Annotated in this window: 8 protein-coding genes and 1 pseudogene; all 9 read left to right on the top strand. The window is 35.8% G+C overall.

All coding sequences use genetic code 11. The annotated features are described in order from the left end of the window. On the top strand, positions 1-669 hold the full coding sequence (locus BMZ41_RS09045; protein WP_090167520.1) for an acyltransferase: 669 nt from the start codon (positions 1-3) through the stop codon (positions 667-669). Positions 670-853: 184 nt separating this feature from the next. Further along, positions 854-2,983 carry an HD domain-containing phosphohydrolase gene (locus BMZ41_RS09040; protein WP_090528861.1) on the top strand — a complete coding sequence of 710 codons (2,130 nt, stop codon included), beginning with the start codon at positions 854-856 and terminating at the stop codon, positions 2,981-2,983. A 17-nt stretch (positions 2,984-3,000) separates the two neighbouring features. Then, a complete protein-coding gene (locus BMZ41_RS09035) occupies positions 3,001-7,011 on the top strand; it encodes an ATP-binding protein (protein WP_177184195.1) in 4,011 nt (1,336 codons plus the stop codon). Between the two features lie 16 nt (positions 7,012-7,027). Beyond that, entirely contained in the window at positions 7,028-9,409 is a 2,382-nt protein-coding gene (locus BMZ41_RS09030; protein ID WP_090528855.1) for an HD-GYP domain-containing protein, read from the top strand. A gap of 204 nt (positions 9,410-9,613) precedes the next feature. After that, on the top strand, positions 9,614-10,306 hold the full coding sequence (locus BMZ41_RS09025; RefSeq protein WP_015549537.1) for an iron-sulfur cluster assembly scaffold protein: 693 nt from the start codon (positions 9,614-9,616) through the stop codon (positions 10,304-10,306). Between the two features lie 21 nt (positions 10,307-10,327). Then, positions 10,328-11,338, top strand: coding sequence for a GGGtGRT protein (locus tag BMZ41_RS09020; protein WP_090528851.1), 1,011 nt, complete (start codon positions 10,328-10,330; stop codon positions 11,336-11,338). A 131-nt stretch (positions 11,339-11,469) separates the two neighbouring features. Continuing rightward, positions 11,470-12,909, top strand: a complete 1,440-nt coding sequence (locus BMZ41_RS09015) for an extracellular solute-binding protein (protein ID WP_090528848.1) — start codon at positions 11,470-11,472, stop codon at positions 12,907-12,909. Positions 12,910-12,921: 12 nt separating this feature from the next. Continuing rightward, the gene (locus BMZ41_RS09010; RefSeq protein WP_090528845.1) at positions 12,922-14,646 is read left to right on the top strand and encodes a methyl-accepting chemotaxis protein; all 1,725 of its coding nucleotides are present in this window, start codon (positions 12,922-12,924) and stop codon (positions 14,644-14,646) included. A 452-nt stretch (positions 14,647-15,098) separates the two neighbouring features. After that, positions 15,099-15,283, top strand: a pseudogene (locus BMZ41_RS09005) (hypothetical protein); the annotation flags it as partial.

The following is a 15,283-nucleotide window of genomic DNA, read 5'->3' as shown; positions in this document are numbered from 1 at the left end:
ATGGAACAAGCTAAAATTAAATCTATGTATAATTTAAATGAAACTATTGCTGCAGATTTATTCGAGGGCAAGGATTATCCTTGGGAGGTTCTTCCAGAGATTTCTGATTTCATTAAGAAGTTAGGACCTACTCTTGATCCAGAGAAGTTTGAACAGCGTGGAGAGGATATCTGGGTTGCAAAGTCTGCAAAGGTTTTTGATTCAGCATATCTTAATGGCCCACTTATTATTGATGAGGATGCTGAGGTTCGTCAGTGTGCTTTTGTTAGAGGTTCAGCAATTGTTGGTAAAAACTGCGTAGTAGGAAATTCTACAGAGCTTAAGAATGTTGTTCTTTTCAATAATGTTCAGGTTCCTCACTACAATTACGTAGGTGATTCAGTATTAGGCTACAAATCTCACATGGGAGCTGGCTCTATTACTTCAAACGTTAAGTCTGATAAGACATTAGTTGTAGTAAAGGCTCGTGATGGAGAGCAGATTGAGACTGGTCTTAAGAAATTTGGAGCTATGCTTGGAGACAATGTAGAGGTTGGTTGCAATTCTGTACTTAATCCTGGCACAGTTGTTTGTCCTCGTTCTAATATTTATCCTCTTTCACCAGTTCGTGGTGTCATCGAATCTGACAGTATTTTTAAGTCACAGGATAATATTGTAAAAAAGAATTAAACTAAATCAATATTAATATATTAATACGCCTGCCCAGGTGATTGAATCCTTCCACTAATAAATTAGGAGAAGGATACCAATCTCTTGGACAGGCATTTTTAATATTTAATAAACAAAATAAACATATTATTGTTATAAGATATTTATGTACTGTGTACTCTAGGTTTTTTGCGGGGGTGTGGTTTTGAGCTTTCACTATACTAAAAGAAACTATAGCAAATATTATCTTATTATCTTTAGTGTTGCAGGTATATTATTGAATGTCTGCTTAAATTATCTTGCTTTAAAAATGGATATTCCTATGTACTTAGATACTGTAGGAACCATTTTTGTCACATTTCTTGGAGGCGTTTTGCCTGGCATTATTGTTAGTTTGATAACAAGCATGCTTTTAAATATTTTTTCTCCTGGATATCTATATTATTCTTTAATTACAGTCATTATCGCTATTTTAGCAGGATGGTTTTTCCGTTACTCAAAGTCTTCAAAAATTCTAAAATTTCTATATTCTGTTCTAACGGCAGCACTGGTATGTTCTGTTTTCGGAGTTTTTATTCAGAACTACATTTCTGGCCTTCCTTTTGAAGAATATGTTGAAGAAATATTCCAGTATGTAAATGTGAAAAATGAATTTAGCTATATGCTTGTTGTTATTTTTGCTGTTTTTTTACTAAATATCGTTGATAAAGGTATTGCTATTGGATTGGCTACCTTATTTTTCCATCTTATTCCAGAAAGAACGAGAGACTATATTGCAAATTATGGATGGAAACAAAAACCATTAACATTACAGGAAATCAAAGAAGCCAGAAATATAAGTACCAATAAAGCTATTCATAAAAAAATAAGTGTTATGCTTTCTACAACAATTTGTTTACTAAGCATTATTATGATTTGGATTAGTATTACTTTCTATTATGAAGATTGTAAAGAAGAGTATTCAGATGAGGCTTTTGCAATAGTAGAAAACGCTGCATCAATCTTAGATGGTGATGAAATATATGAATATGTAAAGTGGGGTGACAAAGCCAAAGGGTATCATGATGTAGAAAATCAAATGAATATGCTGTTAAACAACACACAGGGTGTTGTAAAACTTTCATTTTTTATTCCTGAACAGAATGGTTTTTTATACCTATTTCAGGTAGGAAAAGAAGGGGTTACTCTTTCAGATAATGGAATAATCATTCCTTATTATGATGAGTTTTCTAAGTACAATGATTATTTTAAAAATAAAGAAGTAATCAATGAGATTATGTTTAATAGTGATAAATCCGTTATGTTTGCTTCTTACCCTGTAAGAAATTCCAATGGGGAAATAGTTTGTTATGCTATTTCTGACGTGTATATGTCATTTCTTTCCGAATATGCCAGGGATTATTTGATAAAAATTTTCCTATGTTTTTCCGGATTTGTTGTTATGATTTTGATTTTTGGTTTTACTCAGGCAGGATATGAGCTTGTTATTCCTATTAATTGTATTACAAAGGCTGCATGTGAGTTCCTGGATAGCCATGGCGATCAAAATGCATTAGATGAAAATGTTCGAAAGACACGTTCAATAGGCATTTGCACAGGTGATGAGGTAGAACAGCTTTATAGAACTATATGTCAAATGGAATCAGAAATGGCTGAATATGTTAGAGATTTACGGCATTTTGCGGATACAACAAGAAAAACTCAGACGGGGCTTATTATTACTTTGGCAGGTATTGTTGAGAGTAGAGACATCAATTCTACTTATCATGTTCATAATACAGCAGCATATGTTCGAATTATATTAAATGGTTTAAAGAAAAAGGGCTATTATTCTGAGAAACTTTCTGATGAGTATATGGAGGAGGTTGAAATGTCTGCGCCTCTTCATGATATAGGAAAGATTCAGATTTCAGATTCTATTATAAATAAGCGAGATGAACTTACTAATGAGGAAGAGGAGATATACAAATTACATACGGTTTACGGAAGACGCATTATGGAAAAGGCTATAACAATAGTAAATGATGATACGTATCTGAAAGAAGCCAGAAATATGGCAGCTTATCACCATGAAAGATGGGATGGAAAGGGCTTTCCTGAGGGACTTCACGGAGAAGTTATACCACTGTCAGCAAGAGTTATGGGACTGGCTAATGAGCTTGATGAATTAATCTCACCTAGAGGCTTTAAAATCTCCTGCACATTGGATGAAGCTATAGAGATTATTAAATCTGAGTCGGGAAAAAAGTTTGATCCTAAATGTGTTGATGCATTATTGGAATGTATCAGTGATGTTAAAACAGTTATAAACAACAGTAATTTTAGAAGATATTGATGGGGGCAATTTATAGTATGAGTCGAAGAATAAAAGTATTGCCATTATTAATATTGATTTTTGCTTTGATGGTTTCTTTCGAAAAGAAACCTTATGTCTATGGAAAAGATACTGAGACAAAGCAGGAGAAAACGGAGAAAAAAGGCGGCGGTGGATATGCTGCCTCTAATCAGCTCAACGGTTTTGGATATACGGCAAAAGTATATGATTCGACAAATGGTCTACCTACTTCAGATGCTAATTATATTTTGTGTTCTGATTCTGGTTATATTTGGATAGGAGGATATAGTGGAATAATAAGATATGACGGAGCTGATTTTGAAAGGCTCGATTCATACGATGGACTTACTAATAGTAGAACCCTGTATCAGGACAGAAATGGCCGTATGTGGGTGGGTACAAATGATAATGGCTTGGTTATTCTTGATGAACAGAGGAATAGAAGACATATTACAGATGAAGACGGCCTGCCTTCCCGATGCATTATGTCCATAATTGAGGATGGTAGAGGAAACTTTATTATTGGAACCTCAAAAGGTATTGCTGTTATCGATAAAGATGACAATATTAAATATATTGATGACAGTAGATTAGATTCTGGAAGGATAGTCAGACTTACACGAGATTATTATGGCGATATATATGGATATTGCGATAATGGTAATATATTCAAACTTATAGATGGAAAAGTAGAACAAATTCTTAGAGCTTCAGATTTAGATTTGGATTTTATTACCACAATTATTGCTGATCCTAATGATGTTGGAAAGGTATATATAGGTACAGAATCGGGATTAATCTACTACGGAAATTTTGGTGATTCCTATTCGGATTTACGAAAGATTAATGCCAGGTCACTAGATTACATTTATTGGCTTAGTATTGATTGCGACAGGGTATGGGCAGCATCACACACTTCTATTGGTTATATAGATGAACATAAAAATTTCAAGGAAATAAAAGATCTTCCGCTGAATACGGATATAGAAATGCTCACGTCTGATTACCAGGGGAATCTTTGGATTGCTTCATCTACAGCAGGTGTTATGAAAATAGTTACCTGCAATTTTACCAGCGTTACCAGTCGTTATGATTTTAATAATCTTGTGGTTTACGCAAATTATATAAATAAAGGTTACTTTTATATGGGAACAGAGGAAGGCCTTTATATATTAGATATTTATGGAAATCAAGTTACAAATAAACTAACAGAGTATATAGGAAAATCTTGTGTTCGGCATATAATGAGTGATTCACAGGATAATTTATGGTTATGCGTATACAACAATGGATTAGGCCTTGTATGTCAGAAAAAAAGTGGTGAAATTATAAACTTTACTACGAAAGAGGGATTACCTAGTGTGCAGGTTCGCTGCTCATTAGAGTTATCCGATGGCACAATAGTAGTTGGTGGTAATAAAGGAATAAGTTATATTAAGGATTTTAAAGTCCAATCGAAGAAGAATATTGAAAGCTTAAGAATAGATGACAGTATTTTGTCTCTTTATGAAAAAGATAAAGATTTATATATAGGCACAAATGGAAACGGAATATATATTTTGAACGAAAGAGGTCTAAGACATTATAGTATCAACAATGGTTTGACCTCTGATATTGTTATGCGAATTATCTGGGACAAAACAAGGGAAGTATTTTGGGTAATTACTTCAAACTCCATACAATATATTAAAAATGACATTATTGTTAATGTAACATCTTTCCCTTACAACAATTGTTATGATGTATATTTTAAAGAAAATGGTAAGGACTTATGGGTTCTTGCTTCTGATGGTATTTATTGCGTAAATGCTCAGAGTATGATTGATGATAATGTTAATGAATATAAACATTATAATCTTTTGAATGGCTTGCCAAGTATTCCTACGGGAAATAGTTACAGTTCTTTAGATGAGAATTCAAATTTATATGTATCAAGTCGTAAGGGTGTTTGTAAAATTAACATAGAAAAGTTTGTGGAAGAACATGTTGATTTAAATTTTGAATTACGTTCGGTTATATGTGACGGAAAATTCATTTATCCCGATAAAAATGGAAAATATATCATTCCAGCAGGGGCTAATCGAATTGCTTTTGTTCCAGCTATTTTGGATTATTCTGAAACTAATCCTAAAATACATATATGTCTAGAGGGAGTGAAGGATCAGGGGGCAACTGAGCTTCTTAATAAACTTAGACCGTTGGAATTTACCGGTCTTAGATATGGAACATACAATCTACATCTTCAAATGTTGAATCAAAGTGGAAACGAAATTCTTCGGGAAAAAAAGTTTCTCATTGAAAAGAAACCATTACTTTATGAAATGGCTTTTGTTCAGGCTGTTATTTTATTATTGTTCCTAATTATAGGTGGTGTTTTGGCATGGAGAATATTGTTTAAAACAACTATAAGTAAACAGTATGAAAAATTACAGGAAACCACTGATGAACTGGCAAGAGCAAATAGCGTAAAAGAACGATTCCTTGCTAATATTTCAAATTTCCTTAGGACCCCATTGATTACGATTATGGGTGCCGATGAAATGATTCTTAGAAGAGATCCTACAGTTTCTTCTAATGAATATTTCTTCTCAGTTATTAATGATGCTATTGAAATAAAAAATGCATCTGAAAATCTATTGGAGTTAATTGATTCGTTAATATATATATCCAATATAGAATCAGGAAAGGCTACAGTTAATGAAAAGGAATACGATACTGTGGAGGCTATGCAAAGCGCAATATCAATAACGAGACATCTTTGCAATGAAAAAGGCCTATCTTTTGAGTTCGAAGTGGATGAAAAGATGCCAGTCCGCCTTTTTGGAGATGTTGATAAATTAAGCCAGATTATTTGGACATTGATTAATAATGGGGTTAAGTATACTTCTGATGGCGGTGTGACTATACGGGCAACAGTTGATTCAATAGAGAATAATTATTGTGATTTGAACATTTCTGTAAAGGATACAGGACCAGGAATTAGTGATGAATTCAAGGATGATATATTTAACTCCTTTGAAACTATTGGATATATGACGGTAGGTGTTCCTTATGAATTTGGATTGGGACTTACTTTATCTAGAATGTTCGCTAATCTAATGAATGGAACAATCGAGGTTTCCAGTGAAGAGGGGCAGGGGGCAACCTTCACTTTTAAGGTTAGACAAAAAATAGTTAATTCAACACCAGTAAGTGTATTTAAGGAAAAAGAGGACAGGGTAACCCATGGACTTTATATTCCTAGTTTTGTTGCTCCAGAGGCGGAAGTTCTTGTTGTAGATAACAATATGAAAAGCTTGAATATTATCAAGAACATTCTGAAAGAAACAAAGATGTTTGTAGGAACAGCCACAACAGGTGAAGAATGCCTTGAGAAAATAAAATTTGGAAGCTATAACCTTGTATTGATGGAATGTCATATGCCTGATATAACTGCTTCAGAACTTTTAATACGTGTACGTGATATTGTTCCCGATATTCCTGTTTATGCTATTTCTTCCATACCAATGGAGGATGAAGAATTCTATCAGTCTAAAGGTTTTAATGGTGTATTGTTAAAACCTGTTGATAGCAAATTGTTGGAAAAAACAATTTTAAAGCACATTCCTACAAAAATTTACATGAAGCTATCTGATACGGAAGGTTATGAAGAGGATTCTGAACTTCCAAAAGATAAAGAATGGCTTTATAACATTAAGGAACTTAATGTACGAGATGGAATTAGAGATAATGGTGGGGCTGGTCAATATCTGACATCATTGCTTACATTTATGGATGCCATAAATAAATATGTTAACGGAATAGAAGATGCTTATAAGAATTTAGATATCAAGTTATACACTATTAAAATGCATAGTTTAAGAACCTCCTGTTCAATTGTAGGCGCTAATGATTTGGTGGCAGTTGCAGAGTCTTTGGAGGCTGCAGGAAATCGTAATGATTTAGATTATATAGCAGATAATACAAACAGTTTCCTATCTGAATGTAGAAGTCTATATACCAAGCTTACAAAATTACACTCATTGTAGAGAGGATGAAAGAAGGATGTTAGAATTTTTTATCAAACATCAATTGGATCTGATGCTGGCTCTAAGCAGTATATGCGGAACAATAGCAATTTTTGTTGTTGTAGCTAGAGCTTTGCCATTAAGCAGAAGAATTGTGCTGCTGTTTCTGGAATTAAGCGCAATGGCTTTGCTTTATTCTGATAGACTTTCATACTTCTACAATGGTGATATATCCCAATTAGGTCTTTTCATGCATCGTCTTTCTATTTTCATGGATTACCTATTTACTGATGTTATTGTATTGGCATTCAATCTATATCTTATTGATTTATATAAGAATGAAGGAAAGATGAAGAAGACTCCGCTACGACTGGATTTTTGCACGATATTTATGATTATTGGAATTATACTTTGTATTTTCTGTGGCTTATCAGGAATATATTATACATTTGATTCAAATAATATTTATAGCAGAGGACCGGGATATATTATAAGTTATATTTTCCCATTCTTCGTGCCTTTGATTCAATTGACTGCAATTATAAAATATAAAAGATATTTAGATTGGATAATTAATCTTTCAAATACTCTTTTTATTGTTGTTCCTTTAATCTGCTCCATTGCTCAATTATTTATAGCGGGAACATCAATGACCAATATAGGAATTATTATTACTTGCATATTTATTTACGTAGTAGCTTTATTTAATCTTAATCGAGAAATGGAGGAGGGCAAGCGTAGCGAGATTGACTTTTTGAAAAAAGAGCAGGAGAGTATGCAACGTCTTTTTGAACAAACATCTTCTGCATTCATGGGGGCTGTAGAGGCAAAGGATGTATTTACATTGGGCCATTCTACTCGTGTTGCAAATTATGCAAAGGCAATAGCAAAAACCTGTGGGAAGAGTGACAAAGAATGTGATGAAATATATTATGCTGCACTGTTACATGATATTGGAAAAGTTGGTCTTCCTGAAAGCATCTTAAACAAAAGAAACAATCTAAATGAAGAAGAATTGAAGATTTATAGAAGAGAAACAATTATTGGTGCGGATATATTGTCTAATATCACAGAATATCCTTTTTTAAAGGATGGTGCTCATTTTCATCATGAAAAATATGATGGAAGCGGATATCCTGAAAATTTAAAAGGAGACGAGATTCCAGAGATAGCCAGAATAATTGCTGTTGCAGATTATTATGACAATCTGACTTCAAGAAAAAGTGACAGGGATGCGTATCCTCAAGTGATTGTTAGAGAAGAATTTTTAAAAAAATCAGGAACAACATTTGATCCACGTTTTGCAGCTATTATGATTAGTCTTATTGACAGCGATAAGGACTATAAGTTGCGTGAAAATGTGGAAGATATAGATAATAAGCCTGATGAATACCTCTCTGTTAATGAATATAGAAGTAATGTTACAAAGGGAATTCTTATTGATGATAAGATTACAAAAATCGGTTTTGAATGGAGCCTTAATAGCGATTCGCCAACGGGATTTTCGGCACCTTCAATTATTGTTTTTGATGCTTACGATGGAAGAATCCATTCTGATGAGAAGAGTATAAGCGCGTTTGGGTATTTAGAATTTGGGGAGATTTGGTTTAATGGGCACTATAATTCCACTAAGGCTAAGAACATGGAAGTTACAATTTCTCAAAAAAGTGGAAGCATTTCGGAGTTTTACGGTGCTGCCTATGAGATGACTGCAGCTAAATGTGGGGATCATCTAAAGATAAGCATATCAAGTGATTCTGAAGTTATAGATGTTATTATGGCTTTACCTGAGAATTCAAAGTACGCTTATATAGGCATCACAGGTGAATATTGTAATATTAGTAACATTAATATAGAACGTACAGAAGAGATATTTACAGATGATCAGTTCACACGAATTGCTCCAGCCAACAATTACATTAACAGACTTGAAGGAGATTTACCTAATCTTCAGATTGATCGTTTCCGATCGGCATCGTCTGTTGGTACTCTTATAACGGATGGATTGAATTGTGAATTCCATACAATGAGCCTTCCAATGGCAAATTTCATTTGGAATTGCCCTTTTATAGTCGTGTACTCTTCAGATGATGGCAAGGTTGATGGGGAAAATTATTTGGAATATGCTCTTATTCAAATGAATGGTGAACTAAAGAGTGATTCAACACTTGCTACCAATGATCCTACAGTTAAAAAAACTAGGGAGTTTAAGAATTGGGATACTTGGAAAGAGAAAAATAAAAAGGGAATGGACTGCCATATTTCGTTTAGGATATCTGGCGACACTCTGGAGATGGCCATTGAAAATTCTGATTTTAAAATCAAGAATAAAACTATGTTTCTTCTTATGCCAGAAAAACTATATTTTTCTATTACAGGTGACCAATGTGCCATTACGGACATTAGAATTTATGAATAGAATGATGAGTTAGGTTCTATGCATAACTCTTAGTCAAATTTTTAACAAAAAGTGCAAAAGAGTACTTTACTAAATAAACAAAAAATGAGAAAATATTCTCGATAGCGTGCTTATGTACATAAGCACGTTCCAAATTATGTCATTAATGTAAGTAGCAATTACATTTTAATGGTCATTATATCGAACGAAGAAAGGAGTTCTACAATGATTTACACAAAAGAAGTAGAAAACATGTGTCCTGTAGCAAAGGGCGCAAAGCATGAACCAGCTCCTATCCCTGAGGAGGGAAAATGGGTACACGCTAAGCAGATTTCTGATATTAGCGGTTTCACACACGGTGTAGGCTGGTGTGCTCCACAGCAGGGTGCCTGCAAATTATCTTTAAATGTTAAGAATGGTGTTATTGAGGAAGCACTTGTTGAGACAATTGGTTGCTCAGGTATGACACATTCAGCTGCTATGGCAGCAGAGATCCTTCAGGGTAAGACAATCCTTGAGGCTCTTAATACAGACCTTGTTTGCGATGCTATCAATACAGCTATGAGAGAGCTTTTCCTTCAGATCGTTTACGGACGTACACAGTCTGCATTCTCTGATGACGGACTTGCAGTTGGTGCTGGTCTTGAGGATCTTGGAAAGGGTCTTCGTTCACAGGTTGGTACAATGTACGCAACAAAGGAAAAGGGTGTTCGTTACCTTGAGATGGCTGAAGGCTATGTAACAGGTATCGCACTTGATGCTGATAACGAAGTTATCGGATACCAGTTTGTTTCTCTTGGAAAGATGACAGACTTCATTAAGAAGGGTGATGATCCTAACACAGCATGGGAGAAGGCAAAGGGCCAGTACGGACGTGTTGACGATGCTGTTAAGATTATCGATCCACGTCAGGAATAATAAAGGAAAGGAGAAACTAAAATGGCTTTATTTGAATCATATGAGAGAAGAATTGATCAGATCAATGCTGTTCTTAATAAGTATGGTATCAGCTCAATCGAAGAAGCTGAGAAGATTACAAAGGACGCTGGTCTTGATGTATACGAGCAGGTAAAGAAGATTCAGCCTATCTGCTTCGAGAACGCTTGCTGGGCTTACACTGTAGGTGCTGCAATCGCTATTAAGAAGAATTGCCGTAAGGCTGCTGATGCAGCTGCTGCAATCGGAGAGGGACTTCAGTCTTTCTGTATTCCAGGTTCTGTTGCTGATCACCGTAAGGTAGGTCTTGGTCATGGTAACCTTGGAAAGATGCTCCTTGAGGAGGAGACAGAGTGCTTCTGCTTCCTCGCAGGTCACGAGTCATTTGCTGCTGCTGAGGGTGCTATCGGTATCGCTGAGAAGGCTAACAAGGTTCGCCAGAAGCCTCTTCGTGTTATCCTTAACGGTCTTGGTAAGGACGCTGCACAGATTATCTCACGTATCAACGGTTTCACATTCGTTGAGACAAAGTACGATTATCATGATGCTAAGCTTAACATCGTTTCTGAGAAGGCATACTCAAATGGTCTTCGTGCAACAGTTAAGTGCTACGGTGCTGACGATGTTCAGGAAGGTGTTGCTATCATGCACCACGAGAACGTAGGTGTTTCTATCACTGGTAACTCTACAAACCCTACACGTTTCCAGCATCCAGTAGCTGGTACATACAAGAAGGAGTGCGTAGATCAGGGTAAGAAGTACTTCTCAGTTGCATCAGGTGGTGGTACAGGACGTACACTTCACCCAGATAACATGGCAGCAGGTCCTGCTTCATACGGTATGACAGATACTCTTGGACGTATGCACTCAGATGCTCAGTTCGCTGGTTCATCTTCAGTTCCTGCACACGTTGAGATGATGGGTCTTATCGGTATGGGTAACAACCCAATGGTTGGTGCTACAGTTGCAGTTGCAGTTTCAGTTGAGGAAGCTGCTACAGCTGGTAAGTTCTAATTATACTTAAATTTTTAAAGAGCTCTCAGGCTTCCTGAGGGCTCTTTTTTATTGCCCTTGTTGACAATTCTGTAACATTTATATGCTAGTGTATTGCTATCAATTGATTTATGCATGTAGGAGGTTTTTCTATGAGCAAAAGGTTTTTTAGTTTTTTTGTTTCTTTATTGTTAATCACAGCTCTTTTCGCAGGATGTGGTTCCAAGGAGGAGACTGCAGCAACAGCCGAAGCTCCTGAGGAAGAGACTGGATTGCCATCGGGTGATGTTTCTCTAAGAGTTTGGGGAGCCGATGAAGATGAAGAGCTGGTTAATCAAATAATTAGTGGCTTCATTAAAGAGTATGGTAGTATGGCAAATTTCAAAATTACCTTTGAGGCTCATAGTGAATCCAGTGCTAAGGATGAAATACTTGGAGATGTGTTAAATGCTCCAGATGTATTCACTTTTGCTGATGATCAGCTCATGGCTTTAGTTGCTTCTGGTGTCCTTAAAAAAGTTGAAAATGACAGTGAGATTTCAGGTAGAAATTTAGCAGCTGCAAGTGACGCTGCTTCCGTAAATGGAACATTATATGCTTACCCATTGACAGCAGATAATGGATATTTCTTATTTTATAATAAAGCGGTTATAAGTGATGAAGCAGTTCAGTCTATGGATAGTCTTATGGCAGCTGCAGGTGCTGCAGGACAAAAGGTATTTATGGAGATGAATTCTGGTTGGTACATGTATGCGTTTTTTGGAAACACAGACATGGAGATTGGTCTTAATGATGACGGAATTTCTACCTACTGCAATTGGAATGCAAAATACACAAATATAACTGGTCGAGATGTTGCAGAGGCTATGGCTGCAATTGGTAGAAATCCAGCATTTACATGTGAGAGTAATGATGGATTTGTAGGTGGGGCAGCTGATGGCACCTTTGCTGCTGGTGTTAGTGGTATTTGGGATGAAAATGGAATAAAGGAAGCTTGGGGTGATAATTATGCTGCATGCAAGCTTCCTACGTATACTGTGGCAGGACAGCAGGTTCAGATGTCCAGCTATGCAGGATATAAGCTTGTAGGCGTTAATTCTTATTCTAAAAATCAGGCTTGGGCAGCGAAATTTGCAGATTGGATGACCAATGAGCAAAATCAGACTTTAAGATTTGAAATGAGAGGACAGGGACCATCTAATACAAATGCTTCAGGCTCAGGTGCTGTTGCAGAATCTAAAGCTATTCAGGCATTACAACAGCAGGCAGAATATTCAAGCTTGCAGAGAGTTGGCGGAACCTATTGGGATCCGGCAGCTAACTTTGGAACGCTTATGAGCCAGGGTAATCCTTCGGGTAAAGATGTTCAGGTTCTTTTAAATGAAATGGTAACAGAAATTACTGGAGAGGAATCTACTGGTGACCTGGTAACAGAAGAAGGTGAAGCTGCTCCAGAAGAAAATAAAGAAGAAGCAACTGAAGATGTTGTAGAAGAAGCTACAGAAGAGACAACAGAAGAAACAACAGAAGAAACAACAGAGGAAATTATAGAAGAAACTACAACAGAAAATTCAGAGGAAAATAAGCAATAGGAGGGCGTCAGGATGAGTAAGAAAACAAGTATTAGATTATATATTTTAATCCCAGTCCTTTTATTGGGAATTCTATCTATTTTTTCAAATGTTATGGCACTCTATAATTTGAGCAAGGTTAATCATACTGCTACAAAAATTGCAGATGAATATATGGTTGCTATTACAGAACTTGATACAATTGGCCAAACAGCAAAGGATATTCATTCACTTGCTCTTTCTCATATTGTTGCTACTGATTTTGAGACAATGACTTCAGTGGTATCAAAGATAGAAGAAGAGGAAGCTGTATTAGATAATGCCATGGTCGAGTATGGAAATCAGTTTGCGGCTGAAGATACAAATTTTGAAACTATGAAAGCTGACTTCCAAAGCTTTAAGGATTCTATAATGATTCTTCTGGCACAGAGTGCTAATCAGAGAACGAAGGATGCATATGCTACTGCAAACGGACAGGTAGCTGAAAGTGCACAGAAACTTAATCAGGATATAGATAATGTCATTGCAGCAATTCACACTGAATCAGATGTTCAAAGACAGGCTTTATCTACCGCAAACATGGTTGCAAGTTTTGCAAGTTTGATAATTGTAATTATAAGTATAATTTCAGTAATTGCGGCTGTTATAGTTGTTGCAAGAAAAATATTGCGCCCTGTTACTAAGGCAGAATCAGAACTCCATGAAATTATTGATGGTATAAATAGTAGAGAAGGTGATTTGACAAGAAGATTAACTATTGAGTCCAACGATGAAATAGGAATGCTTAGTCGTGGTATTAATGAGTTTATAGAACGTCTTCAGGGTATTTTTATCATGATTACTAACAATTCAACAGCCATGGACAAGGTAGTTAATGATGTTATGGGAAGTGTCAAAACATCAAATGACAGTGCTTCGGATTTGTCAGCATTAACAGAAGAGCTTTCTGCTACCATGCAGGAGGTGGCAAATAGTGCTGGCATGATAAATAACAACACAGAGCAGGTAAGAATCGAAGTTGATGAGATGGCGAATAAGAGCCGTGAAATCAACGAATATTCTAAGACTATGAAGGAGCATGCTGATGTTATGGAACAGAATGCTCGAGAGAACATGGATGAAACAAATAAAAAGGTTGATAACATTCTTGCAGCTTTAAATCAGGCTATTACAGATAGCCAAAGTGTAGATCAGGTAAACTCACTTACAGATGATATTATGAGTATCGCAAGCCAGACCAATTTGCTTTCTTTAAATGCTTCAATTGAAGCTGCCAGAGCGGGAGAGGCAGGAAAAGGTTTTGCTGTTGTTGCAGATGAGATTGGTGGTCTTGCAGAAAACAGCCGTCAGACTGCTGCTAATATTCAGGAGATTAACTCTGTAGTAGTTAATGCGGTTCATAACCTCGCAGATAATGCAAATGAGTTGGTAGATTACATGCAGAATTCTATTCTTCCAGAATTTGAACGTTTCGTAGAAGATGGTGAAAAGTATAAGGATAATGCTGATTATATTGAATCGGTTATGGCTGATTTTACTGATATAACAGAAGGATTTAAAGATACATTCACTGAGATAGCAGAATCCATTAGTAGTATTACCTCGGCCATAGAAGATGGTGTTAAGGGCGTTTCTTCTGCAGCCGAAAGCACTCAGAATCTGGTATATGATATGGATAATATTTCTAAACGTATGGACGAGAACCAGAAGATAGCTGGAGAGCTTGAAGAGGAAACAGCTATTTTTACAAAGATTTAGTAATTGATTTCAATTACCTTCCAAAATATTGTTGTAAATGCAGTTATTCTAGCTGCATTTATTATCTATGCAATTGTTTCAAACAATGACATGAATAATGTAAGTTGCAGTTTCAGTTGAGGAAGCTGCTACTGCTGGTAAGTTCTAAATTACATTTTTGGGGAAGCTGAAAGCTTTCACAAAAATGTACTGGAGGGCTCAAATCTCCAAAGGAGATTTCTTTAAATGAGCCCGACTGTCATTGTTATATTGTATTTTAGAGCTCTTGGTTTATCCAAGAGCTCTTTTTTAGGTTTGCGCGCCATGGGCGCGCTCTAACGCAATGGCATTAAGTTAAGAAAAAAATTTAAAATAGCTTGACAAATATTTCATAGTGTGCGGATTTTTTGCTAATTACTTAGCAAAAAATCCCTTGTGATTAAGTACATTCATTTTTTCACAGGAGGAACCGCATGAAATATTTAAAACCTAACACACTACGTAGAAATTTATTTGATTCTATTGACCAAATTTTACTTAACAAAGCATCTTATGTAAAAAATCCAACTGACCACTCTAGAACGCGTAAGCTTTCTTTTAAAGCTATTATTAACTCAATTCTCCAAATGTCTGGAGGTAGTATAAACAACGAACTCTT

Source organism: Pseudobutyrivibrio sp. UC1225 (genome assembly GCF_900115215.1).
In the GTDB taxonomy this organism is placed as follows: Bacteria; Bacillota; Clostridia; order Lachnospirales; family Lachnospiraceae; genus Pseudobutyrivibrio.
Note: the sequence above shows the minus strand (reverse complement) of the source record. Positions and strands in the feature narration are given on the sequence as shown.

Excerpts from the sequence above, each read along its gene's own strand:
- BMZ41_RS09045 (WP_090167520.1), top strand. The coding sequence starts at position 1 with ATGGAACAAGCTAAAATTAAATCTATGTATAATTTAAATGAAACTATT.
- BMZ41_RS09035 (WP_177184195.1), top strand. The coding sequence starts at position 3,001 with ATGAGTCGAAGAATAAAAGTATTGCCATTATTAATATTGATTTTTGCT.
- BMZ41_RS09030 (WP_090528855.1), top strand. The coding sequence starts at position 7,028 with ATGTTAGAATTTTTTATCAAACATCAATTGGATCTGATGCTGGCTCTA.
- BMZ41_RS09025 (WP_015549537.1), top strand. The coding sequence starts at position 9,614 with ATGATTTACACAAAAGAAGTAGAAAACATGTGTCCTGTAGCAAAGGGC.
- BMZ41_RS09020 (WP_090528851.1), top strand. The coding sequence starts at position 10,328 with ATGGCTTTATTTGAATCATATGAGAGAAGAATTGATCAGATCAATGCT.
- BMZ41_RS09015 (WP_090528848.1), top strand. The coding sequence starts at position 11,470 with ATGAGCAAAAGGTTTTTTAGTTTTTTTGTTTCTTTATTGTTAATCACA.
- BMZ41_RS09010 (WP_090528845.1), top strand. The coding sequence starts at position 12,922 with ATGAGTAAGAAAACAAGTATTAGATTATATATTTTAATCCCAGTCCTT.